At 63.0% G+C, this 25004-nt stretch carries 22 protein-coding genes, 1 tRNA gene and 1 pseudogene; 8 read left to right on the forward strand and 16 right to left on the reverse strand.

The annotated features are described in order from the left end of the window. Positions 1-3 precede the first annotated feature (3 nt). Both AC522E_RS04720 and AC522E_RS04725 read left to right on the forward strand, forming a co-directional pair. On the forward strand, positions 4-909 hold the full coding sequence (locus tag AC522E_RS04720) for a PhzF family phenazine biosynthesis protein (protein ID WP_500749236.1): 906 nt from the start codon (positions 4-6) through the stop codon (positions 907-909). After that, positions 906-1637, forward strand: coding sequence for an NUDIX hydrolase (locus AC522E_RS04725; RefSeq protein WP_500749237.1), 732 nt, complete (start codon positions 906-908; stop codon positions 1635-1637). Before AC522E_RS04720 ends, AC522E_RS04725 begins: the two co-directional genes overlap by 4 nt. On the opposite strand, the gene AC522E_RS04730 is transcribed toward AC522E_RS04725, so the two are convergent. After that, a complete protein-coding gene (locus AC522E_RS04730; protein ID WP_500749238.1) occupies positions 1628-1960 on the reverse strand; it encodes a hypothetical protein in 333 nt (110 codons plus the stop codon). The genes AC522E_RS04725 and AC522E_RS04730 overlap by 10 nt on opposite strands. Positions 1961-2464: 504 nt before the next feature. Between AC522E_RS04730 and AC522E_RS04735 the strand changes: the two genes are divergently transcribed. From AC522E_RS04735 to AC522E_RS04745, 3 genes are all read left to right on the forward strand, one after another. Continuing rightward, positions 2465-4027 carry a 2-isopropylmalate synthase gene (locus AC522E_RS04735; protein WP_500749239.1) on the forward strand — a complete coding sequence of 521 codons (1563 nt, stop codon included), beginning with the start codon at positions 2465-2467 and terminating at the stop codon, positions 4025-4027. Positions 4028-4966: 939 nt separating this feature from the next. After that, positions 4967-5824 carry a phenylalanine 4-monooxygenase gene (gene phhA / locus AC522E_RS04740; protein WP_500749240.1) on the forward strand — a complete coding sequence of 286 codons (858 nt, stop codon included), beginning with the start codon at positions 4967-4969 and terminating at the stop codon, positions 5822-5824. A gap of 103 nt (positions 5825-5927) precedes the next feature. Further along, positions 5928-6003, forward strand: a tRNA-Lys gene (locus AC522E_RS04745). A gap of 562 nt (positions 6004-6565) precedes the next feature. Here AC522E_RS04745 and AC522E_RS04750 read toward each other — a convergent pair. The 3 genes from AC522E_RS04750 to AC522E_RS04760 all read right to left on the reverse strand — a co-directional run bounded on the left by AC522E_RS04750 (position 6566) and on the right by AC522E_RS04760 (position 8936). After that, positions 6566-6970, reverse strand: a complete 405-nt coding sequence (locus AC522E_RS04750; protein ID WP_500749241.1) for a VOC family protein — start codon at positions 6968-6970, stop codon at positions 6566-6568. Positions 6971-7014: 44 nt separating this feature from the next. Then, on the reverse strand, positions 7015-8184 hold the full coding sequence (locus AC522E_RS04755) for an MFS transporter (protein WP_500749242.1): 1170 nt from the start codon (positions 8182-8184) through the stop codon (positions 7015-7017). A 257-nt stretch (positions 8185-8441) separates the two neighbouring features. After that, positions 8442-8936: a DoxX family protein gene (locus AC522E_RS04760; protein WP_500749243.1), complete on the reverse strand. Its 495-nt coding sequence runs from the start codon at positions 8934-8936 to the stop codon at positions 8442-8444. Between the two features lie 62 nt (positions 8937-8998). Here AC522E_RS04760 and AC522E_RS04765 point away from each other — a divergent pair, with 62 nt between their 5' ends. Continuing rightward, positions 8999-9619, forward strand: coding sequence for a TetR/AcrR family transcriptional regulator (locus tag AC522E_RS04765; RefSeq protein WP_500749244.1), 621 nt, complete (start codon positions 8999-9001; stop codon positions 9617-9619). Positions 9620-9771: 152 nt separating this feature from the next. Here AC522E_RS04765 and AC522E_RS04770 read toward each other — a convergent pair. The 7 genes and pseudogenes from AC522E_RS04770 to AC522E_RS04800 all read right to left on the reverse strand — a co-directional run bounded on the left by AC522E_RS04770 (position 9772) and on the right by AC522E_RS04800 (position 16747). Next, positions 9772-10405, reverse strand: a pseudogene (locus AC522E_RS04770) (tyrosine-type recombinase/integrase). A 168-nt stretch (positions 10406-10573) separates the two neighbouring features. Further along, a complete protein-coding gene (locus tag AC522E_RS04775) occupies positions 10574-11347 on the reverse strand; it encodes an ABC transporter permease (RefSeq protein ID WP_500749245.1) in 774 nt (257 codons plus the stop codon). Beyond that, the gene (locus AC522E_RS04780; protein WP_500749246.1) at positions 11344-12147 is read right to left on the reverse strand and encodes an ABC transporter ATP-binding protein; all 804 of its coding nucleotides are present in this window, start codon (positions 12145-12147) and stop codon (positions 11344-11346) included. Before AC522E_RS04780 ends, AC522E_RS04775 begins: the two co-directional genes overlap by 4 nt. After that, complete coding sequence (locus AC522E_RS04785; RefSeq protein WP_500749247.1) at positions 12147-13118, reverse strand: ABC transporter substrate-binding protein; 972 nt, start codon at positions 13116-13118, stop codon at positions 12147-12149. The genes AC522E_RS04780 and AC522E_RS04785 overlap by 1 nt, the downstream gene beginning before the upstream one ends. A 386-nt stretch (positions 13119-13504) precedes the next feature. Beyond that, positions 13505-15859, reverse strand: a complete 2355-nt coding sequence (locus tag AC522E_RS04790; RefSeq protein ID WP_500749248.1) for a putative bifunctional diguanylate cyclase/phosphodiesterase — start codon at positions 15857-15859, stop codon at positions 13505-13507. A 141-nt stretch (positions 15860-16000) separates the two neighbouring features. After that, positions 16001-16330 carry a hypothetical protein gene (locus AC522E_RS04795; RefSeq protein WP_500749249.1) on the reverse strand — a complete coding sequence of 110 codons (330 nt, stop codon included), beginning with the start codon at positions 16328-16330 and terminating at the stop codon, positions 16001-16003. Between the two features lie 165 nt (positions 16331-16495). Continuing rightward, entirely contained in the window at positions 16496-16747 is a 252-nt protein-coding gene (locus tag AC522E_RS04800; RefSeq protein WP_500749250.1) for a DUF6894 family protein, read from the reverse strand. Positions 16748-16951: 204 nt separating this feature from the next. On the opposite strand from AC522E_RS04800, the gene AC522E_RS04805 reads away from it, so the two are divergent. Together AC522E_RS04805 and AC522E_RS04810 are read left to right on the forward strand one after the other, a co-directional pair. After that, complete coding sequence (locus tag AC522E_RS04805; protein WP_500749251.1) at positions 16952-17911, forward strand: helix-turn-helix domain-containing protein; 960 nt, start codon at positions 16952-16954, stop codon at positions 17909-17911. A gap of 191 nt (positions 17912-18102) precedes the next feature. Further along, positions 18103-18732, forward strand: a complete 630-nt coding sequence (locus AC522E_RS04810) for a hypothetical protein (protein WP_500749252.1) — start codon at positions 18103-18105, stop codon at positions 18730-18732. Positions 18733-18910: 178 nt separating this feature from the next. Here the strand turns inward: AC522E_RS04810 and AC522E_RS04815 are convergent, their stop codons facing one another. From AC522E_RS04815 to AC522E_RS04835, 5 genes are all read right to left on the reverse strand, one after another. Then, positions 18911-19399, reverse strand: a complete 489-nt coding sequence (locus AC522E_RS04815) for a phosphate-starvation-inducible PsiE family protein (protein WP_500750588.1) — start codon at positions 19397-19399, stop codon at positions 18911-18913. Positions 19400-19505: 106 nt separating this feature from the next. Further along, a complete protein-coding gene (locus AC522E_RS04820) occupies positions 19506-20123 on the reverse strand; it encodes an Hsp20/alpha crystallin family protein (protein ID WP_500749253.1) in 618 nt (205 codons plus the stop codon). A gap of 333 nt (positions 20124-20456) precedes the next feature. Next, positions 20457-21074 (reverse strand): DUF1269 domain-containing protein, encoded by a 618-nt coding sequence (locus tag AC522E_RS04825; RefSeq protein ID WP_500749254.1) that lies wholly within the window; start codon positions 21072-21074, stop codon positions 20457-20459. Between the two features lie 105 nt (positions 21075-21179). After that, entirely contained in the window at positions 21180-21725 is a 546-nt protein-coding gene (locus tag AC522E_RS04830; protein WP_500749255.1) for an ETC complex I subunit, read from the reverse strand. Positions 21726-21873: 148 nt separating this feature from the next. Beyond that, on the reverse strand, positions 21874-24735 hold the full coding sequence (locus tag AC522E_RS04835; protein WP_500749256.1) for an ATP-dependent Clp protease ATP-binding subunit: 2862 nt from the start codon (positions 24733-24735) through the stop codon (positions 21874-21876). Positions 24736-25004 lie beyond the last annotated feature (269 nt).

A 25004-nucleotide genomic window follows, 5' to 3' on the forward strand; every position in this document is an offset into this window, starting at 1 on the left:
CCGATGCCCCGCCGCTTCGTCACGCTCGATGTCTTCACGCGCCGGCCCTTCGCCGGAAATCCGCTCGCCGTGGTGCTCGACGCCGAGGGCCTCGACGATGCGGCCATGCAGGCGATCGCCCGGGAGTTCAATCTCTCCGAGACGGTGTTCGTCCTCCCGCCGGACGATCCGCGCCAGCGGGCAGATCTGCGCATCTTCACGCCCGCCCGCGAATTGCCCTTCGCCGGCCATCCGACGGTCGGCACGGCCGTGCTCCTGGCATGGCTCGACCGCGAGGGCGCGCCCGGCGCCGTCGCCTTCGGACTGAAGGAGAAGGTGGGCATCGTTCCGTGCGCGGTCGAGATCACAGGCGCGACGGAAGGGCGCGCCCGCTTCAAGCTTCCACGCCTTCCCTTCGCCTGGGGAGAGGGCAAGGAAGCGAGCGACTGCGCCTGGGCGCTCGGTCTCGATCCGACGGAGATCGGCTTCGAGCGCCATGAGCCGAGCCGCCACTCGGCCGGTGTCGCCTATGATCTGGTCCCAGTCTCGTCCCTCGATGCGCTCGCGCGCGCGAAGCCGCAGGGCGAAGCCTTCGACAAGACATTTGCGGACAGCGATCATCCCGCCGCCTACGTCTACGCCCGCATTCCCGGTGTGGAAGGCCTGCGGTTCAGGGCGCGCATGTTCGGCCCGGGCATGGGCTTGGCGGAGGATCCCGCCACCGGATCGGCGGCCGCGGCCTTCGCCGGTGCCCTGATGCAATGCGAACCGCTGGGCGACGGCGAGCACGACGTAGTGATCGAGCAGGGCGTCGAGATGGGCCGTCCGAGCGAGATCGCCCTCCAGCTCACGATCAAGGGCGGGGCTATCGTCACGGCGGAGATCGGCGGACATGCCGTTCTGGTGAACCGCGGCGAGATCCTGGCATGACGAAGGACCCCGTCATCACCACCGTCTCGCGGGTCGAGGCCGCGTCGCAACCCTTCGTGTGGCGCTGGGCGGAGGAGAACCGCGCCGCCATCGCGGAGAACTGGCAGCGGCGGGTGGCTTCGAAACCCAAGATGTTCAACGGACGCGTCCTGCTTCTCAGCGATATCTCCCTATCGCCCGACCTGTGCCGCAACACCTATTTTGAAACCGACTACGCCAACCTCGTCGCCTGGATCGACATGGGACATCCCGACCCCACCGTCGCCAACGGATTCGCGATGGCGGCCCTGCGCGGCTCCGACGGCGCCTTCATCTGCGGCGTGATGAGCCATGACACGGTGAACGGGGGGCGGGTCTATTTCCCGGCCGGCACGCCGGATCGTGCCGACATGCGGGCGGATGGCATCGTCGATCTCGCCACGAGCCTGACACGGGAACTCGGCGAGGAGACGGGCCTGTCCGAGGACGATTACCGGGTTTCGGACGAATGGATCGTCGTCCAGCACTGGCCGTCCGTCGCCGTCATGCGTTATGCGACGCTCAACGTCCCGGCCCGCGAGGGCGCGGAGAAGATCCGCGCCGCCATTGCCGCGCAGGACGAGCCTGAGCTCAGCGATGTGCGGATCGTGCGCGGCATGAAGGATGTCGACCCGAAGGCGATGCCGCGCTTTCTGCAGTCGTTCTTCGGGTGGAGCTTTGCCGAAAGTCCGGATGCTCTTCAGCGATAGCCGTGGCGGGATTTGGTGGCGTTGACCATGCGGATGGCATCCGCATCGCGCCCGGCCGCACAGGCGCTGCTCGCCTGCTCCAGTTCCGTCTCGATCCGGTCGTAGACGGATCGGTTAACGTGCCCCATGGCCAGATCGTTGCCCATGACTGCGCGGTAGCGGTCGATCTCGCCCTTGCAGCCCGTTCCCTCCGGCATGCGGAAGCTGGACGGAGTCACCGTCATCATCGCGGCCGATGGGGCAGGCGGCGCGGTCTGGTTGCAGGCGGCGAGCGGCAGCGCCGCCAGGCCGGCGAGCCAGACGGAACGGAGGGCAATCGTCATCGGTGGTGAACTCCCTTGTGCTTCATCCATTCGGGCATTGTGTCCTATCTAGCTGCGCGCACCGCGCTGAAAAGGGATGTTCTCCTGTCATTCTGGATTGCCGTAAGGCAGGTCCGGGGCCCATGGCCACGACGATTCAGAAGTGAGAAATTATAGCAGCCGCTGCTGACGTGGTGACAAGCGTGACGGATTCGTGCGCGCCGGAGCTTTTGGGATTTCATTTGTTTCAAGCGCTTGCCATCGCAGGGAAGCCCCGTTACAAACGGTCATCGGCCGCCAAGAGCAATGCGGCCTCGGGAGGAATGGGACGCGATGCATATCGACGCCCTCAGCGCTAGGACGAACGGATCCGCTTCGGCGGCTGCTCGCGCGCGCCTCCTCGGTCTCCTTCTCCTTAGTCGCCCCTGAGGGTCGGCTGGGCGCTGTCGCCTGGGCTCTCAGGGGTTCGTGAAAAGGAACCAACCTTGAGCGCTTGTGCCGCTCGCCCCGAGAAGGATGAGATTGATGACCGTTTCCCCCGCCGCCGGCTCCGCCAAGGACCGCGTCCTGATCTTCGACACGACCCTGCGCGACGGCGAGCAATGCCCCGGCGCCACGATGACGTTGGAGGAGAAGCTCGAAGTCGCCCAACTCCTCGACACCATGGGGGTCGACATCATCGAGGCCGGATTCCCGATTGCCTCGAACGGTGATTTCGAGGCCGTCTCGCTGATCGCGGAGCGGGTGAAGAACGCCACCGTCGCTGGCCTCGCCCGCGCGATTTCCGCCGATATCGCCCGCGCCGGAGAAGCTGTGCGTCACGCGGTACGGCCGCGCATCCACACCTTCGTCTCTACGTCGCCGATCCATCTGGCGCACCAGATGCGCAAGACGGAGGAAGAGGTTCTGGAGATCATCACCGCCACGGTCGGCCAGGCCCGCAATCTGGTCGAAGATGTGGAATGGTCGGCCATGGACGCCACCCGCACCTCCATCGACTATCTGTGCCGCTGCGTCGAAGTCGCCATCAGGGCCGGCGCCACGACCATCAACCTGCCCGACACGGTCGGCTACGCTACGCCGGACGAGTATCGCGCCATGTTCCGCGCCATTCGGGAGCGTGTCCCCAACGCCGACAAGGCCATCTTCTCGGCCCATTGCCACAACGACCTCGGCCTCGCCGTCGCCAACTCCCTGGCGGCTCTGGAGGGCGGTGCGCGCCAGATCGAGTGCACGATCAACGGCATCGGGGAGCGCGCGGGCAACGCGGCCCTGGAAGAGGTCGTCATGGCCATTCGGACCCGCGGCGACGTGCTGCCCTACGAGACCGGCATCGACGCCACCATGCTGACCCGCGCCTCGAAGCTCGCCTCTGCCGCGACGTCGTTCCCTGTGCAGTACAACAAGGCCATCGTCGGCCGGAACGCCTTCGCCCATGAGAGCGGCATCCACCAGGACGGCATGCTGAAGAATGCCCAGACCTACGAGATCATGACGCCTGAAAGCGTCGGCGTGACCAAGACCAGTCTCGTCATGGGCAAGCATTCCGGACGCGCCGCCTTCCGCAACAAGCTGGAGGAACTAGGCTACAATCTCTCCGACAACCAGTTCCAGGATGCGTTCGAGCGCTTCAAGGACCTGGCCGACCGCAAGAAGCATGTCTACGACGAGGACATCGAGGCGCTCGTCGACCAGAACATCGCCATGGCCCATGACCGCATCAAGCTGGTCTCGCTGTCGATCGTCGCCGGAACCCGCGGACCGCAGCGCGCCACCATGAAACTCCAGGTCGACGACAGGATCATCACCGAGGAGCAGGAGGGCAATGGCCCGGTGGACGCCACCTTCAACGCCATCAAGGCCCTGGTGCCTCATGAGGCGGTACTGGAGCTCTATCAGGTCCACGCGGTGACCGAGGGCACCGATGCGCAGGCCGAGGTCTCCGTGCGTCTCTCTGCGGACGATCGCAGCGTCACCTCCCGCGCCGCCGACCCCGACACCCTTGTCGCCTCGGCACAGGCGTATCTCGGCGCTCTCAACAAGCTCATGAGCCGCGGCGTCCGCCTGCACGCCCAGGCGGCGGAGTAGGCGGCCGCTTCTCCCGACCGGGGATCTCGGGGACACCCGAGATTCATCTAAAGGACACGGATCGGAAACACCTGAACCAGCCCCGTCATGCCGGGGCTGCTCCCGTTGCCGTCATTCCGGGACAGCGCATCACGCTGGGCCCGGAACCCATCGCCACCAGCGGGGCAGGATCGCGCGTGGTGATCTCCGCGGCTGTTCCTTCGGCACTGGCAGCGGTGATGGGTTCCGGACTGGCCTTCGGCCATCCGGAATGACAGCTCATCCAGAAACGCGACGGGCGCACTTATCTCCCCGCACTGTCATGGGGCCGCGAAGGGGAGCCCGCAACCCATCACCGCCAACGGTTGCGGATGGAGCGCGACGGCAACCATAGCCCTCCTTCTGAAACCTCAGCGGTTGGCGTCCCCCGGGTCGGGCCCGGCGCGATGCGCTGTGCCGGAAGGACGGCGGCGGGGAGCGTCAGCGGCCGATGTTCCGTCTTTGTTCTTGACACCCCGCTCAAGCTAGGCTATATCATGACCTGTCCCGCCGCAGCGAGGGGCGCGCGCGCGAGGCGTCGCTGGTGTGGCGGTGGGAACGGTCCCGCAGGCAAGGTCACGCCGCCTTTGCCGGGCGGGGGGCCCAGGCTGTGCCCGGGGCTGCCGGTTGGTCCGCCGCCGCCCGCTGTCGCGAACAGCGGTGTCCGCGCCGGGCAGCAGGCCCGCCCTGCGCCGCCTGTCCGCCGCAACGAACCGTGCGCGATGACGCTTCGGCTCTTCGCTTCACTCCCATCCCACCCGAGCCGGAGCCGACACCGCGCCCCCCTCGAGCCTGCTTCCCCTCCGGGCCACCAAGCCCGGAGGCCGAAGCGGCGTGGCCGAAGCACCGAACCTGTGGATTGTTGGCCGAAAATGACCACGATGCGGTCGTATCCTGTCCGTCGAACGTGGAGGAACCGCCATGAGCAGCGTGACAGGCAGCGACGATCCGCGCGACTACCTCGTCCAGCAGGGATTCGAGACCTACACCGAGACGGACCATTCCACGTGGCGAACGCTGGCACGCCGCCAGCGCGAGATCCTCAAAGGCCGCATCGCAGATCAGTTCCTGGAGGGTCTCGACCGGCTCGGCATCGGAGAGGAGGGGATCCCCGATTTCCGTGTCCTGAACCCGCGCCTGAACGCGGCAACCGGCTGGGAGGTTGTGCCGGTGCCTGGCCTGATTCCGGACCTCGCATTCTTCCGCCTCCTCGCCGATCGCAAGTTTCCGGCAGGGTTCTGGATCCGCAAGCCGGAGCAGATCGACTATATCGAGGAGCCCGACATCTTCCATGACGTGTTCGGCCATGTGCCCCTGATCATGCAGCCGATCTATGCGGATTATCTCGCGGCCTACGGCAGGGCTGGGCTCGTCGCAGCCGAGCACGGGGCCCTGAAGCGCCTGGCGCGGCTCTACTGGTACACGGTGGAGTTCGGCCTTGCACAGACCCCCGGGGGCCTGCGCATCGTCGGCGCCGGCATCGCCTCGTCGCCGTCGGAGACCGTCTTTGCCCTGGAAAGTGCATCGCCCAACCGGGTCGGCTTCGACCTCGCGCGCGTCATGCGGACCCTCTACCGGATCGACGACTTCCAGGAGACCTACTTCGTCCTCGACGGCATCGAAGCCTGGCCGAGCCTGGACCTCGACCGCCTGATCCCTCTCTGGCGCGATCTCGAGACACAGGAGGACATCGAGCCGGGCGATCTGCAGCCCGAAGACCGCATCCTCACGAGAGGCGATGGGAGCTATCATCGCGACAAAGCGAAGTCCGCAGCCTGAGCGCTCAAAAACCTCTCTGAATGGGGTAGACAGGCGCCGTGCCGTTTGTTACACGCACGGCCTCTTCGGCGGATAACGCACCGCCGGATTTCGCTTCGGCGACGGGTGTATAGCTCAGTTGGTAGAGCAGCTGACTCTTAATCAGCGGGTCCAAGGTTCGAGTCCTTGTACACCCACCAATCTTTTCAAAGATTTAGGCAGACAGTTGGCGGCGAGGCATTCTTCCCCGCCTTTAGGTTACGCCTGAGGTAAGACTTCCAGCTGTTTTGCATTGATCCGGTTAGAGCGCTATTGCTCTCCTTCAAAACACTTTCTGACTTTTATCAGAGGGCCCTGGGTTCGAGTCCCAGCGCGCTCACCAATCATTTCAAAGGGTTACCGGCATCTGGCCTTTGAGCCGTTTTCTTCCAGGTAGCCAATAGGTAGCCAAACGTTGAGATTAATGTTGGCTTTGCAGCCGAGACCGAGTCGGGTCCGCGGACCTCGGTTGGCGCGACGAGTTGTTCGAAACTCCCGGATCATCGGGCGCTCTGCTCCGTATGCTCGGACCCAACAGCCGGCGCCTAATCCAGAAATGTCGGCTCTCCCGCTCGAAGCAGACCTTCGCTCGGCTCACCTGAACTTCCGAGGTTGACCCGGTGCGGACCTTTCGTTGATCGTCTCACCTGTCTACGGAGGCGCTCTGATCTCGAACGCGACGTTCGGCAGTTCCCGTTTTGCGAGATCCGATCTGCTGGGCACTCAGTCCCGACCGTCTGTGAACTGAACAAGATCCCACAGATTGCCGTACAGATCCTCGAACACGGCAACGGTGCCATAGGGAGCCTTCTTTGGTTCGCGAACGAACTTGATGCCCTGCTCAACCATCGCAGCGTAATCCCTCTGAAAGTCATCAGTCCGAAGGAACAGGAAAACGCGGCCACCAGCTTGGTCGCCGATGAATGTCTCCTGGTGGGGAGTGGAGGCGCGTGCCAGAAGCAACGACGTCGTTCCGTCGCCTCGAGGGCGTACGACAACCCAGCGTTTGTCCTGCTCCGGCTGGTACGTGTCCTCCACCAGCTCAAACCGGAGCTTGTTGACATAGAAGTCGATGGCCTCATCGTAGTCGCGAACCACGAGAGCGATATGGGCGATACTCTGCTTCAAACGGACCTCCTCTGTCAGACGTATCCTGTTGGATCATGATGTCGTCAGCTCGCCTCAGGCATTCTGGGCAGCAGCAGAAGCAAGCCGACAGACAAGGCATGGATCGCGCAGGTCACCGCGCCAAGGGCCCACAAACCCTGGTCGATGAAAGGCGCGGCGACCATTGTGCCCAGACTGGTCGCGGCCAGGATGAAGAAAACGATCAGAGCCGAGCCACGAGCGCTGTTGGTGCCGGACGCAACGATCCCGCGGTAGAAGCCGAGCGGCCCACGAAGTCCCAAACCGACGTTCATCGGCAGGAACAGTGCCGGGAGCAATGCACTGTCGCTGCCGCCGGCGAGAGCATAGGCCAGGATCGTTACGGCGCTTGCCAGGGACATGGCTGTGCCCAGGAAGATGATGCGCTCGGTGCCCCAGCGCCCGGCGCATCGAGAGGTCAGATTGGCCGCTACGATGAAGCCAGCGACGCCGCACACCTGCATGGCAATGAAGTCATGCAGGGTGCCGCCCATGGTCCCGACGATCACGGCCGGGGCACCGAAGACAAAGACAACCAGGCCGGCCAATGTCATCGCCTGTGACAGCGCATACCGCATGAACACCGGGTCCAGGAGGAGCGCATGGTAGCCGCCCTGCGCTCCCGCCGCTTTCGGCTGTCGCGGCAATCCCAGCACAAAGATCAGCGCCGCCGCGACGATCGCCACGACGCCAACAAGCTCGAACGAGCTTTGCCACCCGAACCTGGCGAGGAGGAAGACGCCGAGGATGGGCGCTAGGGCAGGAACGAGGGATTCGACGCTGCCGAGAAAGCCAATGGCACGAACACCGGCCTTCTCGCTGAAGATCTGTCGGATGATGGCGGGCCCGAAGACAGGCGCGGCGGCCGATGCAGTTCCCTGCACGAAGCGCAGCAGGATCAACGCCCAGATGTTCGGTGACTTGGCGCAAGCCACCGATGTGAGCGCAAAAACAACGAGCGAGGACGCGACCAGGGTTCGCGGGGTCAGGCGATCCGCCAAGGCCCCGAAGAGCAAGAGCCCCATGGCCGTGCCGGCGACATAGGACGCCAGCACGAGCTGAGCGGTGGCCTCGCTTGTCGCAAAGATCTGCGGCAGAGCCGGCACGGCTGGCAGGATGAGGTCGGTTCCTGCCAGGGACAGGGCCGCGCAGAGTATAAGCAGGGCGAAGATGACTCGACGACGGGAGATGGTCATGGGGCCTTCCCGTCGATCTCGAGAAGATGCGAGCATGATTGAAACTGTCTTTGATGTCAGGAAGGCCGCTTGTTGCACCGTCTCCGGGCGGGAGAGGACGGCCTAGCCGGGTCCCGCTGCTATCCGGAGACGCAAATAGGGAACTCGCCCGCCGGGCGACCGGCGAACGGAACATTGGCGGTAGCAATGTTCTGGATCGAAGACATTGGGATGAGATACCGCGTCCCAGGCGCCGGGACAAGCCATGAAGCCCTGGCTTATGTCCGTGGCACCATCCCCGCGATTTCCCGAGTGCGGCGGGGACCGATCACTTCGGACACACGAAGAGCCCACCAGATCGCCAGCGGCTGGAACAGAAGACGGATCCAATAGTACCACGACGCCGTCGGCAGACCCTCGACGACCACCCCTTCGACAGCGTTCTTGATGTTGGCTGGAAACACACAGACGAAGTAGATCGCCAGCATGATGCCTGCCAGACGTCGGGTCCGAGGGACAAGCAGACCGATTGCCCCGGCGAGTTCGCATAGCCCGGTCAGGAGGACGATTTCCGCCGGGTACCGCAACACGGATGGAATCATCGGCAAGTACCGATCCGGCGTCAGCAGATGATCCATTCCAAAAAAGACAAGTGCCACTGCCATGCCCCAGCGCATGGACGACGCCCAATCCTTCATTCCCGGAACCCCCAGAAACCCGCCCAGGCGGGCAACGAGCGTTGCGGTCAGGACGAACACGAAGAACAACATCATGGAGCTCCAGGGTTGACTGTCTTGCGTCATTTGCCATGTTGACGGCGCCAACATGCGAGGAGATGTTGACATTGTCAACACGCGAGACTGACCCGAACAAGCCTTTCCATCATGGAGATCTGAGACATGCACTCATCGAAGCCACGGCAGAACTGATCGAGCGGGATGGTCCGGCTTCTGTCAGCCTGCGCGAGGCGGCCCGTATCGCAGGGGTCTCGCACAATGCGCCCTACCGCCACTTCCCTACGCGGGAAGCCCTCCTGGCCGCCGTCGCGGCGTATGGCTTTCGGCAATTGCGGGCGGCATTCGAGGAGGCCGCAGCCACACCGCAGAACCGCATGCTGGCTCTTGGACAAGAGTATGTGCGCTTTGCCTTGGCTCATCCTGGCCTGTTCCGGCTGATGTTCGGCAGCGGGCTCGATCGGCAATCGCACCCCGATCTTGCGCAAGCCGCTCAAGGCGCTTTTGGAGTTCTGCAACGTGCGACCCTTGATAGAGGATCTCCATCGCCTCGCGACGCGGCCCTTGGCGCTTGGGCTCTCGTCCACGGCCTTTCGCATCTGATCGTCGACAATCAGCTCTCTCAAGACTTGCAGGAGGATGCAGCAAGTGGACGGCTGCTGGAGCGGATCGCGGAGCTCTATGGGTTGAGCACACCTAGGGAAGGCGGTTTCGTTCCATGAACGGGCATTCCTGAAATCAGATCTTTGAAACAGGAAGGTCCAGTAGTGGCACGCGCCGGTCGTTTGTCTCGTGGCTGCTTAAGCCTCAAGTCCGGACGTTGCTCCGATATGCGTGAAGTCTGAGGCGGCTCGTCGGGGAGCCGCCTCTGCGTTTAGATGTCAACCTGTTCTGCAATCAGAAGAGCATCGTCGACGTCGATCCCAAGATACCGAACTGTGCTCTCGATCTTGGTGTGCCCCAGCAGAAGCTGGACGGCACGGAGATTTCCCGTTCTCCGATAGATCATCGACGCTTTGGTCCGTCGTAGGGAATGGGTGCCGTAGGCGAGGGGATCCAGACCAATCGCACGAAGCCAGGACGCCAGCAGGCGAGCGTATTGGCGCGTCGTCATAGGCCTCGCTCGATTGCCCCCGGCTCGGAAACAGCGGTTCGCCCTTATGCAGATCCTTCTGCTCGAGCCAGCGCCCCACAGCCGCCCGGGTCTGCTCGGTGACCTCGAACTGAACGGGTCGGCCCATCTTCCGCTGCATGATCGTGGCGCGGGATCGCACCCGCCCATTGAGGGCCACGTCATCGACTCGAAGCGCAACGAGGTCGCAGGCTCGCAGCTTACTGTCGAGGGCTAGATTGAACAGAGCCAAATCGCGGATGCGATGAGCAACTTGGAGCCTGATCCGAATGGACCAAATCTCTTTCGCTTTGAGGGGCGGCTTGGGTCCAATCAGATTGCCGCGATTCCATGGGGAGTTGGTTCGGCAGGGATGGTCAGAGATACTGTTTTGCATTGCAGTGCTCCTGAAACGAAAGCCCAACAATGAACCTTGGCCATCGCTGCTGATAACAAAACCCGGCTGATCGCTCCTCCTAAGGTTTTCGTCAGCTTACCGGGGTAAGCCAGACGTCCCTTACTTTGCGCCGGTCTCCTGATCGTGACCCCGAGCGGGCATTCCGGCTTACGATGCTTTGATGTTGGTCCCCCAGCGGCTGTGGAGAAACCGCTCCCAGGGCGAGAACAGGATGCGGTCGGCGAGAAGCCCGATCACCACGATCACGATCATGATGCCGATCACCTGATCCATGGCGTTCAGCTCGCGCCCGTAATGGAGGAGATGGCCGAGGCCGAAGCCGGTCAGGATCGTGACGTAAATCTCCGCCGCCATCAGCGACCGCCAGGCAAACGCCCAGCCCTGCTTCATGCCGCTGACGAGGAACGGAAGCGAGGCCGGCAGGATCACCCGCGTCCATTGATGAAAACCCTCTGATCCCATGGTGCGAGCGGCGCGGGCATAGATCGGCGGAATGTTGCGCGCCCCGTTGTCGGTGGCGATGATGACCGACCATACGGTGCCCATGATGACGACGAACAACATCGCGCCTTCCGTCTGTCCGAACCAGATCAGGGCCAGCGGCACCCAGCACACGCTTGGCAGGGTCTGGAGGCCGAGTGCGAGGGCGCCTACCGTGTCCTCCAGGACCTGCGACTTGCTGGTCAGGAGGCCCAACGGCAGGCCGATGAGTACGCCTGCGGCGTAGCCGATGAGAAGCCGCTTCAGCGTGACCCAGATGGCTTCAGGGAGAGTGCCGTCGAGGAGCGCAGCCCAGATGTATTCCGCCACGAACAGCGGCGACGGCAGGAGCACCGCCGACCAGCGCCCGCTGCGCACGGCGATGTCCCACAGGCCGATGAGCACTGCAAAGAACAGAAGGGCAATGCTTAAGCGCTTCATTCGGATGCCGTCTTGTATTCAGAGCCCTTGAGTGCGGCCGCGATTTTGGAAGCATATCCTGCGAGCTCAGGGCTGTTGATGTCGCGCGGACGGGGCAGGGGAATCTCGAAGATCTGCGCGATGCGCCCGGGGGAGGGTGACATCAGAACCACGCGGTCGCCCAGGCAGACCGCCTCGCGCACGTTGTGCGTCACGAACACAATGGTCTTGCGGCTCTCCATCCAGATGCGCTGGATGTCGTCGTAAAAGTGATCGCGGGTCATCGCATCGAGGGCCCCGAAAGGCTCGTCCATCAGCAGGACCTGCGGATCGGGGGCAAGCGCCCGCGCGAGCGCCACCCGCTGCTTCATGCCGCCCGAGAGCTCATGCACATGGGCATGCTTGAATTTCTCCAGCCCGACGAGTTCGAGAAAGTAATCGGCGATCTTCTTCCGCTCCTTGTTGGTGAGGTCCGCACGCAGTTTCAACCCGAACATGACGTTGCCGAAGGCATCCAGCCACGGGAACAGGGCCGATTCCTGGAACATCACCAGTCGCTGCCGCCCAGGTCCCTCGACCCGTTTGCCATCGGCCAGCACCTGGCCGCTGTCCGGGTTGGTCAAGCCGGCCATGATGTCAAGGAGGGTGGACTTGCCGCACCCGCTCGGTCCAATCAGGCAGACGAACTCGCCCTCGGCCACCGTGAGTGACACGTTGTCGAGCGCCTGCACCGTCGCTCGGGACGAGGTGAACCGTTTCGAGACGCCGTCCACAATGAGCTTGGCCGGGAGGCCTGTCCCGGGGGGCGGACGGGACTCCATCAAGGGCTCTCGATCAGGCGCGACAGGTCGGGGGCTCCACGCATAAAACCGATCTGCTGGGCGCTGGTCACGAACGACTGGAAGGCCTCGCGGGTCACATCGGGCGTGAGGCTCATGCGGCCCCAGGCGCGGGCGACCAAGTCTGGCGCCATGGCGATGCGAAACGAAGCCTTGAGCTCCTCGCGCGCCAGACGCTGCGCTTCCTCCGGGTTCCGCCGGATCCACTCGGTCAGTTCCCGGTGGGCTGCCACGAAGCGCCTGGCCAGATCCCGGTTCTTGGCCAGGAAGTCCGCGCGTGAGACGAGTACGGCGGTGATCGCATCCTTCTCCTCCACTAAGATCTTGCCGCCGGCCTCGGATTCAAGACGCGAGACCCAAGGTTCGACCGTCCAGACCGCGTCGAGCTGCTTGCTCCGGAAGAGCGAGAGCTGGTCGGGGTTGCTGGTGGGCAGGACCTGCGCGTCGCCGCCGGTCTGGGTAATGCGCAGGCCCCCGGTGATGAGCCAGGCCCGGGCGGCCACGTCCTGCGTGTTGCCGAATTGCGGAGTGGCGATGCGCTTCCCCCGGAAATCGGCTGGTTGGGCGAGGCCGGAATCCGGCTGGACCACCAGGGCCGACCCGCCATTCACCGCGCCGGCGATCACGCGCACCTCGTCGCCGCGCGAGCGCGCATAGGCGTTGAGCGCGGGATTAGGCCCGACATAGGAGAGGTCGAGCGAGCTGGCGAAGATCGCCTCCATGGCGCTTGGGCCCGCATTGTAGACATACCACTCGATCTTGACCCCCGGCCCAAGCCGGTCCCCGAACCAGTTCTTGCCCTGCCTTTCGAGGGCGCGGGCGACGAGGGCCTGAACATGGGTGATGTTCGGAAAATGACCGACCCGCACCGTGGTGCCCTGTGCGACGGCAGCGAGCTTTGGCCCCAGGAGAGAGAACGCCAGCAACAGGAGCAATCGGAATCCATGGCGCATCGAGCTAGCTCCCGTGAGATCAGAGTAGGCTAGGCGCTGGCCTTTGGACGTCAATAGATCAAAGCCAAGAATGAGATTGAGCCGACCTCATCCGCATGGTGCTAATGTCGCGTTCTGGCACTGAGCCGAAGTCGGCCCATGGTCCGCAGCCGTGGGGTCAGCGGACCTTCATATGGCCACGATTAAAGGCCGAATCTGACCTGGAGCGATCCTTCGAGGGAAGTTGAGCAGATTTCCGCTTTGGCGAGCAGGTCTTCATCTACCAGCCGAAGGATGGTGTCCACCGCCCCGCCGGCGAAAAGCTGGATTAATGCTCAGGCTGCACAAGATCAGTAATGCGCTCAGCAAGGGCGCAGAAGTCAGTGCAGCCGGTCATGAAGGCGGCTCTAAGGGAGAATACCGGGCGTCCATGCTGCGATGAACTGCGGGATATCTCTGGCAGGCATGGGGCGTCCGAAGTGATAGCCTTGCCCGATATCACAGCCAGACAATCGCAGGAGCGATGCTTGGGCAGCAGTCTCTACCCCTTCTGCCACCACCGCGATGCCCAGATTGCAACCGAGGCTCCGCACGGCTTGGACGATCGCGGCATTATCCGCATCGATCTCCATGTCGCTGATGAATGAGCGGTCAATCTTGATCACGTCGACTGGGAACCGTTTGAGATGTGTAAGCGAGGCATAGCCCGTGCCGAAGTCGTCCAGTGCAATCGTTACACCTGCCGTGCTCAAGGTGCGGAGCGTCCGTTCGACATTCGCCACGCTGCGGTCGAGGAGCACACTTTCGATCACCTCAACCTCAAGACAGCGCGGTGGCACATCCGCCTGGTGGAGAAGCTCGAGTACCCGTTCGGCATAGGTGTCGCGGCGGAACTCGGCGGGCGAGGCATTGATTGCGATCCGACCGAAGTTGAGGCCAGCATCGAGCCAGCGGCGCATGTCGGCGAGCGCACGGGAGAGCATGTGCTCGCCTATCGCCGTGCCGAGCTCCCTGTCGCCGAAGGCGGGTGCCAGCGCCTCGGGAGTTTGGAGGCCCAAACGAGGATGGTACCAGCGCATGAGCGCTTCGAAACCAACCAGGGCGCCCGACCCTAGTTCTACTTTCGGCTGATAGAACGGCACGATCCAGTCGAGCGCCAGCGCCTTGCGGGCGACTTCCATAGCCGCGGCGGTTTTCTGGGCCTCTTCGCGCATGGCCGGTCTGAACATCATGGCTGCGCCAGGTCCGGTCGCCTTACAGCTATAGAGCGCCAGATCTACCCGTTTCAGTAAGTCCTCCGCGCCGCTACTAGGCCCGCCGGAGACTGCGCCTCCGATGCTGGTGCGGCACTCGTGTGCTCCAGTGCTGAGCCTGAGAGGTTTCTGCAGTCCGGTCTGAATGGATCCGGCCGTCGCCGCGACCTCGGCCTCGCCGCCGATATTGGTCACGATGACGGCGAACTCGTCGCCGCCTAAGCGGGTAACGGTGGACCCCGGAGGCACGAGACGAGCCAGCCGTTCGCCAAATGCTCTCAGAAGCCTGTCACCGGCATCGTGCCCAAACCGGTCGTTGATCTGCTTAAAGTCATCCAGATCCAGGATCAGCAGGCCGACCTGATCTCCCGTCCGGTCGGCTTGGTCGAGCGCTTGCTGCAAGCGCTCCCGAAAGAGCCTGCGGTTGGGCAGGCCCGTCAAATCGTCATGGTAGGCGGCCCAATGCAGTTGCTCCTGGACAAGCCTCCGATCATGAATGTCCTCCAGCGTCCCATACCAACGGACTATGGAACCATCCTCAGTTCGCCGGGCCGCAGCGCGGGCGCGGAACCAGCGATAGGTTCCATCGGCCAGACGCACCCGATAGTCCAGGTCGAAGGCTTCGCCCGAGGACACCGACTGCATCCACCGCTGCTGCGCCAGTGCCCAATCGTCGGGATGCAGGGCTTTGATCCATCCAGCACCAAGCGCCTCTTCAACAGGCGTGCCCGTCAGCTCGAACCACCGTGTGGATGCATCAACAATGTGTCCGTGTGGGTCGGCCGCCCAGGGGATATGCGGACTCAACTCGACCAAATAGCGGTAATGCTCCTCGCTCTCACGCAAGGCCTGTTCAGCCTTCTTGTAGTCGAATTCGATGCGCTCCTTGGCCATGGACAGGAAGACAAAGGCCAAGGCAGGGGCATAGACCACCAGCACCAGCGCCATGTCCGCTGACCACCTGTTGGCAAACGCATCAATCCAGACGATCGAAGTTAGCTTCAGCGCAAGCAGTGCGCGAACGAGATTGAAGGTAGCCAAAGCGAACAGAAGGATGACGGCCGCTTTTTGTGAAGTTAGACGCTGCGGAGCATGCCTCCAAAGCTCCCACGCTGACAGGACTGCATACCCGCCGGCAATCAGCGACAGAAGCAGAAGCCTGGCATTTGCCGCCTCGTGAATGATGGGGAAAACAGCAATCCAGGCGACAGCGCCACAGATGATGGCAGAAGGCGTGCTTCTACGGTTATTGAAGGTTCGGCAGCCCGCGTACAGGACGCCATAGGCGAGCGCCACCAAAGCATTCGCGACGAGCAACACGAAATAGCCTGGTGCCCCGTGTCCGAGGTTTGCCATGCCAATCCCGATGGCGAACAAGCTGAAGGTAGCCCCCCACCATGCCAGCGAATGGACCTTCCGGTTATGCATCCAGGCGAAGAGCAAAAGCGCTCCGAGCATGGCTGAAAGAAGCACGAATGCGGCGCCTAGGGTGCGGGGATCAAGGGCCATTACGTTGTCGATCGGAAGTTTAGGGCAGTGCTGGAGAGGTATTCCTCGCATCATCTTTGGCGAAAGCTGAATCGTATTACGCTTCCGTTGCGAGGCTGAGTTTAGCTGGACCAGGATATCCTGATAATTCAGGCACCAATTCTAATCGATTGGATCAAAGGTGTCGTAATGTATTCCGGAAGCGGGATCATTGATCGTTTCTATTCGTCCAAACTGTTTGTTGATGGAAACCATAACCTTCTCTCCAGCTCTAAACACGTGGCAGGTTCCGTCTTTGAATCCGATCTTAACGCGTTCATCGAATTCCTCGGGATTTCCATAGTTGCGGGCAATTAACTTGATGAAATCACGGCTTTTGCAGGCGACGTAGTCTTTTTCTAAGTGGAGAGACTCCAAATAATAAGACTGCCCATTATCAGTACACGCTCCCAGGATAGGGGCTGCCGAAAGAGCCAAAGCGATTCTTTTCATGTTGTATTGCGGCCTGGATGTTGCTCTGGCGCCTGAGCCTTGGCTGCCCGACGCCTTAAGATTTCGGAACCTGATTGAGCAGTAGGTCTCTGTCGCAACCACCGAGTTGAAAGCAGGGCGCATCTGAAGCGCCTTTGATACCGCATGGGGCTGAGGGCAACTTTTCTAATGGAAAGAGCACGTCCTTAAGGGCCATGGCTCCAAGGGGATCACCCAGACCACCTCACCGATGCCGTTGGTGATCTCCATTCTCCAGCCGAGCCACTCTTCCGACGGCGACGGGGCCTCAGCCCTCAGTTCCTCGATCGCCTTGATGGCGTAGCCGACGGCTGTATCGATGTCCGCAAGTTGGAGACCCCCGCCGTCACAAATAATCTTATTTCCGTCAGTGAGGTTGAAATAGTAACGAGAACGCATGTGTGGGACGATTCACAAGGTTATATGTTTCATGACGGCACGGGGAGACGTATCGGATAGGGTAAGCCTGCGACTATTCATGGCCTTTCAATTTGCCCTTGACGTAGGACGATAGTAGCGTTGGCTTATACTTGTCGGGGCACCGCAAGGATCGGCTGAACGGGAACAACTTCTCGACCAATTTAACGCGACGCTGGGATTCAGATGATGGAAATGCTGTTCTCGACGAGCGCGGTTCACCCGCGCGACCGATTTGATTTCTGGCACAGCGTTGCGTGCAAAAATCTCATCGCGCATGACTCCACGCCTGAATGCCGCCCCACCTTCGAGGCTGAGTTGCATGCCGGTGCCTTGGCCGAGCTGGGCCTGGTCCTCTTTGAGACCGCGCCGATGAGGGTTTCGCATACACAGCAGCACTGTGCTCGGATGCAGAGCGGTGAGATTTTTGTCTGTCACCTGACCTCTGGGCAACTCGTATTGGAGCAGGCTGGCCGCGAGATTATCATGGAGGCTGGAGACATGACGCTGCTCGACCCGCTTTTGCCATATGAGGGGAGGTTCTCGGGGGGTGTGAAGTTGCTGGTTCTCAAGGCGCCCCGATATGCTCTGGAGGCCCGGGTCGGCAAGACGACCGACATGGTCACCCGGTCCATGAAGCCTGTGGAGGCGGAGCACCGCTTGGCCTCAGCATTTATAGCAATGCTGCCGGATTACGCAGGTCAATTGGGTACGGCCGCCACAGAGATGGTCAAGGATCAGACGCTTGATCTCGTGGCCGTCTCGCTGGCGAAGGCGCATGAGAGGCCAAGGCCGTATCTTTCGTCGGCCAAGGCATCCGCTCTTTTGAATGTGCGTGCCGCAATCGAAGCTCGTTTAAGCAATCCCCGGCTTGACGCTGAGACTGTTGCAGCCGTTGCCGGAGTGAGCGTGCGTTACGCGAACGCTCTGCTTGCTCAAGAAGGTACGTCGATTGCCCGCCTCATCCAGTCCCGACGGCTGGACCGCTGCCACCGAGCTCTCATGGACCCGCTCCAGGTCCATAGAACCGTGGCCGAGATCGCAGCTGGCTGGGGCTTTTCAGACATGACTCATTTCGGCCGCCGTTTCAAAACGGCGTACGGTGTTCTCCCAAGTGAATTCCGCAGGCTCAAGAAGCAAAATTGATTCTTTTGCGAGCTGGTGATTCGACCCAAAGAGGCCAGCAGATCGTCGTGTGACAGCGTTTCTTTCGCGATCTCCCTCAATCTGGCGGGTTGCCCGGCTTCCATCTCACGCCATTTTGCTCAGGGAAAGTGGAGGTGTCGCGCCGAAGCGGCTTCAGAGCCACCTCTTCCTAATTCCTGACGGAGGCGATCTTGTCGGCTGACTGGATCTCGGCGCTGGCCAATCTCATGACAGGCTTGGCAGCCGTCGTCGCCGGCTGGGCCGGCGTCCGCGGGCTCAATGCCTGGCGGAGCGAGATGGTCGGCCGGCGCAAGACTGAACTTGCCGAGGAGGTGCTGGCGGGGTTCTACCGGGCCAGGGACATCCTAACATGGGCGCGCTTTCCCTCCTCAGATGACAACGACGGTGGGGAGGATGGCCGTCCCGGAGCGGGACCGGACGAGGAGCTTGAACGGGGCGAGATCTTCGCGCCCGTCGACCGCCTGACCAAGGAGAGCCAAGTGTTTTCCGAGCTCCAAGCGAGTCGGTACCGCTTCATGGCCTATTTTGGAGAGGAGGCCGCCCAGCCCTTCGAGGAGATTCGGGCCATTCACAGCGAGGTCATCGACTCGGCCCACAACCTGATCCGCACCTACGGCCAGGACCAGACGGGCTCGGAGGAAGCGAGGCGCAACCAATGGGAAGCGGCGATTGGCTGGGGCGAACAACGGGACGGAGACACTCTCAGGAAGCGGCTCGACCTGGCGGTGAAGGCCATTGAGCAGACTTGCCGTCCCCTGATCGAGGAGCGCCATAAAACGCGCCGCAATGGTCTCGTTTAAGGCCTTTGGACAGATTCACGCCAGCCCGGCAATTGTACCTGAGTGATTGGCTGTGGCAAGCTGGCGTTTATTGGCTTCTTGCTCTCTGCTTCCCGGCAGCAGACGGCGGCACCCATGCTTCCTCTTTGAATCAGAGCATCGTTCGCACAAGACCGGGGCCACTTTTGTGCACGATGCTCTAGTCGGCAGTCCCTCCGGCCTGATCCTGCTCGGCGGCATCCTTCCTGTCCTGGTCGCGCACGAGCCAATGGACCAAGCCGAGTGCCAGGAGAGCCGCGGCCAGCCCGAGGATGGTGAGCGGGTCGGTCTTGCTCGCATCCAGGATGATGAATTTGCGCACCAGCGCCAGCAGGGCGATCAACACCACTGTGCGCACCTGCACGATGCTTTCCTTGCGGTGAAGGATGCTGATGATCGAATGGTTGAACTCCAGGGCGATCAGCACCGTGAAGATCATGCCGAAGACCGCCTGGAACACGCCCGTCTCCGCCGGGTCGAGCAGTCCCGACAGCAACAACAAGAGGATGCGGAAGCTCAGGTGGATCACTGCTGCCGCGATCACCAGCCCGATGAGGCTGGTCAGCACCAGCGAGACGACCTGCTCGAAACGCTCGTAGGTGCTCAGGCCGGGCCAAGCCTCGCGGGTGTCGCGCAGGGCGCGGCCCATGGCGCTCGGGGGCCGGCCAGTTCCCATCGTGGAGCGGGGATCGTCTCGCTCGGTCCGGGGGCGGTCTTCCTCGTCCGATAGCTGCGTCATGTGTGATCTGCCGGACTCAGGAGCTTACGCCGACGGGCGTGCTGCCCGGTGCGCTACCTTGTCCGCCTCGGCTGCCTCCACCACCGGTGCCGCCTGACGCGCCCTGACCGCCCTGAGAAGCCTGACCACTCGAGCTGCGGCCCTGCACCTGGATGCGGCGGGAGCGCTCCTGTTGCCCGGTCTTCGGTACGGTCACGGTGAGCACGCCGTTCTCGAAGCTTGCCTGCACCCGCTCCGGATCCACCGGGTAGGGCAACCGCAGCGAGCGCTGGAAGGTACCGTAGGACCGTTCGACGAAGTGGAAGTTTTCTTTGTCGTCCGTGCGCTCGAACTTCTTCTCGCCCCGGATGGTGAGCACGTCGTCGTCAAGGCTGACGTCGATGTCCTGCTCGGTGACGCCGGGCAGTTCCGCCGTGATGCGGATCTCGTTCTGCGTCTCCGACACGTTCATGCTGGCATTGACGAAGTTGCCGACCCTGCCCTGGCCTTGGTTACCCGCCGCGGCGGGCAGGCCTGTGCCGCGCAGGACATCGTCGAACAGGCGGTTCATCTCGCGATGGAGCGAGAGGAAGGGGTCGCTTCCCCCCGGAGTGCCAAAACCGGAGCCAAAGGGGGTCAGGGGATTGCGTGCCATGAGGTGTCTCCTTTCAATGGGCATTCCTTCGGGATGCTCCAACACGCTCGGTTGCCAGGACATCGGCCTTTGAAATATTCCCTCTCGGGAGCCTAGAAGTCTTTGCCGGCCATGCCGCTGCCGGGCATGGCCGGGGCTGACTCCTTCTTCGGCAACTCGGCCACCGTGGCCTCGGTGCCACCGCGGTCTTGGCGTGGAGCAGGGCGATGCCGCCGGGCACAACGCCCTCTTCCGCGGCGGCCTTGGTGTCGTGCATGGTGTCGTGGACGCGGTCCTTCCTCTCCTCGGCCTCGACCAGGCGCACCACCACGCGGTCATGGAGCGGGCGGAAGGTCATGATGCGGCTCCTTTGACAGGGGTGGTGCTCGGGGTGGTGCTGATGTCGCTGGAGGCCGGATTGGTGGCTTCCGACGTGGTGCTGGTGGTGCCAGGCATGGAGACGTTGGCGCCAGACAGGGCGGCCTGGAGCCGGGCCTCCTGCTCGGGCGAAAGGGAGGAGCGCAGGACACGTCCGCGGAAGCGCTTCAGCTCGTCCAACACCTTCTCCGGCTGCACCTTGCGGAGCAGCACGAAGAGGGCCGACGTGTTGGGCTGGAGCGTCTCGCCTATCGAGCGGATGAAGTCGTCGTCAATGCCGTAATCCGCCAGTTTCCCGGACAGCGCCCCTGCGCCGGCACCCAGGGCGGCCCCCGTCGCAAGCCCGAGCAGCGGGTTCAGGAATAGCAGGCCGACGAGCGAGCCCCACATGGCGCCCCACAGGCCTCCAGATGCGGCGCCGACGCCCACCAGATCGACGCTCTGCTTCAGCCGCAGCTTACCGTCAGGGCCGCGGATCGCGACCACCGCATCCTCCAGGTCAATCAGATACTCCTTCTGTAGGCGCGCCAGTTCGGTCAGGGCATGATCCGCTTCGTTGGGGTCATCGAAGCCAATCACGATGAGTTCAGCCATGCTCTTCCTCCATGTCGCTCGGGAGCCGAGTGGTCTGTCCCGCCCGATGGAGACTCCTGTCCATGAGGTGGATCCGAGGTGGAAAGTGGCTCAGGGGCGGTCCCTTCAATGATGTTGGAGCGGAGCTCTCCTATCCTTGTCGGTGTGGATCGGCCATGATGTCCGACGATCCTCGCCGCCGTCAGTCCCTACCCCGGCGATCCGATTGATTTGTCGACGGGTCGCCTCGCCGGCAACCGGCTCCACGGACGGCGAGGCGCGCCGAATGGCGTTGGCCAGCTCGTACCTGAACCGGTCGGCGTAGGACAGAAGGTGCGTCCGTTGTGGCGGCGGATCCTCGACGCGGTAGGGCCAGCCGTGCCGCTCGGCAAAGACGATGGCGCTTTGCAGGTCCGGGAAGTTCAATCGAATTTGGGCGAACGGATCGTCGCCTCCGGTCCAGCCCATGAGCGGCTCGATGTATGGGGCCGAGCTGCGCTCAAACTCCAGCACCCATCCTGTCCGGGCGGGTGCGGATGATGTCACGGAGCGGCCTGGCCGATGGATGCGGGCGGGCGGCAGCGAACCGGCCTCCGTGTTGGAGCCGGGCAGGAGGGCAGGAGCCCACCCTTGGTTGTGTTGCCGATCCACCGGGCCTCTTTGCGCTGTCATGGCTCCAGTCCTTGCATACGAACCTGGATCAGCTTCCAAAGGTGGCCATGACAAGGGCACCCGTGAGCACCCCGGCCCGAAGTGTCGATCACAAGATGCGAAACGGCACGCGATGTCCTCCGGACGTGTCGCCGGGCAGCCGAGGTTATCACTCGGCGGCCGTCCTGCTGTCGTCGCCAGCCCCGCGTTGGGCTTCCCGGTCTAGCTCGACCGTATTGCGGTGGTCGTCGGTTGCGCCTGCGGCCTTTGTCGCTCCCTCTGCCTTGGGCTGAGGCTCCAGTACTACCCTCTGCTGGTCTCCGTCCCAGCGCGCGAGCACCCGGTCACCTTCCTGAACCTCGTTTGCCAGCATTGCGCGGGCAAGCTGGGTCTCCAGCTCGGAGCGAATGAGACGCCGCAGCTCGCGGGCTCCGAACTCCGGCCGGAAGCCAGCGGCCGCCAGGTGGTCGACGAGGCTGCCGTCGATGACGAGGTCGACCCCCTGACCATGAGCCGTGCGTTTCACACGCTCCAGCTGCATCTCCACAATGGAGCGGATCTCGCTGCGGGCCAGGGCGTGGAAGACGATGACCTCATCGATGCGATTGATGAATTCCGGCCGGAAGTGGCCGCGCAGCACGTCCATCAGCTCGCGCTTAAGTTTGGCCTGGTCATCCTCGGCCGTGCCTCGCAGGTTGAGGTGGCGCTGGATGATGTCGGACCCCAGATTCGACGTGGCGATCAGGATCGTGTTGGTGAAGTCCACAACCCGGCCCTTGCCGTCGGTCAGCCGCCCATCGTCGAACACCTGCAGGAGGACGTTATAGACGTCCGGATGCGCCTTCTCGATCTCGTCGAGGAGCACCACCGAATACGGCCGCCGCCGCACGCGCTCGGTCAGCTGTCCGCCCTCCTCATACCCGACATAGCCGGGAGGTGCGCCGATGAGGCGAGCTACCGCGTGCCGCTCCATGTACTCCGACATGTCGAGGCGGATCATCGCGTCCTCCTCGCCGAACACTGTCTCCGCGAGAGCCTTGGCGAGTTCCGTCTTGCCGACGCCGGTGGGCCCGAGGAACAGGAACGTCGCAATGGGACGACGTCCCTCGCGAAGGCCGGCACGCGCCAGGCGCACGGCATCGCTCACCGCCTTGACCGCCTCCTCCTGGCCGATGACGCGCTTGTGAAGGCGCTCCTCCATGTTCACGAGACGCTGGCGCTCCTCGGTCGTGAGTTCGTTGACCGGAACGCCGGTGAGCTTCGAGACCACTTGGGCAATGTGCTCCGTGCGCACCTCCGCCGAGGCCGAGCCGCGCCCGCGGCGCCAGCGCTCGGTTGCGTCCTGCAGGTCCTTGTTCCGAGCATCGTGCTGGGCCTGGATCTGGGACGCGCGGTCGAACTGCTTGCGGGATGCCGCATAGTCCTGCTCACGCTTGAGCTGGCGCACCTCAGCCTCCAGTTCCTGGACGTCCACCGGCCGGGCGGTGGCGGAGATCTTAACCCGCGCGGCGGCCTGATCGATCAGATCGATGGCTTTATCAGGCAGAAACCGACTGGTGATGTAGCGGTCGGACAGCTCTGCCGCCGCGATGATCGCCTCGTCGGTGATGGCGACCTTGTGGTGTGCCTCCAGGGTGTCGCGCAGGCCGCGCAGGATCATGATGGTCTGGGCAACCGTCGGCTCAGGGACGAAGACCGGCTGGAAACGGCGCTCCAGGGCGGCGTCCTTCTCGATATGCTTCTGGTACTCGTTGAGGGTCGTCGCGCCGACCAGGTTGAGTTCGCCACGGGCGAGCGCTGGCTTGAACACGTTGGCGATGTCGAGCCCGCCTTCGCCGCCGCCCTGGCCGGCGCCGACGATGGTGTGGATTTCGTCGATGAACAGGATCAGCTCGTCCTCGCGCTCGGTGACTTCCTTGAGGATCTGCTGGACGCGCTCCTCGAATTCACCACGGTACTTGGAGCCTGCGACCAGCGAGTTGATCGAGAGCTCGACCAAGCGCTTGTCCCGCAGGCCCTCGGGGACCTCTCCCGCCACGATGCGCTGGGCGAGGCCTTCCACGATCGCCGTCTTGCCGACGCCGGGCTCGCCGATAAGGACCGGGTTGTTCTTCTTGCGCCGGGCCAACACTTCGACGGTGGTCTCGATCTCCTGCGCCCTCCCGATTACCGGGTCGAGCTTGCCCTCGCGGGCGAGCTTGGTCAGGTCGCGCGAGTACTTGTCGAGGTTGGGCGTATTGGTGGGCGTCTCGACCCGTCCTTCCTCGGCACCGCGGCCGACCACCTTGGTGACCTGCTGGCGGATGGCCGGGGGGGTGAGGCCATAGCGGCGCAGCATGTCGGCAGCCAGGCCCTCACCCTCTTCGGCCAAGCCGATAAGCAGGTGCTCCGGTCCGACATAAGAGTGCCCCAGTTCCGCGGAGGCCCGGAAGGCGCGGGAGAGCGCATCCTTCATGCGCGGCGAGACACCGATTTCGCCGCCCTCCTGCGGCTCAGCCTCGCCATGTGGGCTTTCCTGCACGATTTGGTTGCGCAGGTCGTCGAGAGAGACCTTGAACTGCTCCAGGACGGTGCGGACGACGTCGCTTTCTGTCAGGGCGAGCAGCAGATGTTCAGTGTCAACCTCGCGGCGCCCGAAGTCGGCCGCTCGGCGGGCGGCTGACTGGAGGATCTCCTCCGCGTGTTCGGAGAGGCGCTCGGCGGCGCCAGCCGCGCCGCGGGCTCGCCCGCGTCCGGGCCTGACTGGAATGGAGGTGCCGCCACTTTCAGCGTCGGGCGCTTCAGTTGCGCGCCCTCTTGCACCCGTGAATGGGCTCTCTCCGAAGAAATCGTCGTCAAAGAAATCCTCGAACAGGCTTCCCCGCCCACCGAACAGAGACTCCAGGGGCGAGTGCATCCGCCCCTGCTGGCGAGCCAAGCGGCGGTAGTCGAAGTCGCACAGCTCCAAAGTCTCCTGATGATCATTCCTGGCAACCTGAGCCCGAACGGTGGCAGGCCGGATCCCACAGATGTCACACATTCCGTTCGCCATGGATCAGTCTCCCAGGCTCACGATTTTTTGTTATCAGGGCAAGTTGCCATCCGCTGCATTGTTTCAGCTTAGCCGATAATAAAATTTGTCGGGACGGCTCTCTACTACCCGCGCCGGCTTTCTCTCTGCTGGTCGATGCACTGCGCTACGGGAGTTGAAAACAAGCACCTGCGTCATGAGAGAGGCTGAGAGTACCGGTACACGAATTGAAGTGGGTCGAGAGGACCGCTTCTGGCACTCCTCAGACCTAAGGCCTTGGTCAGGCTAGA

It is taken from the genome of Microvirga sp. BF8 (assembly GCF_059888585.1).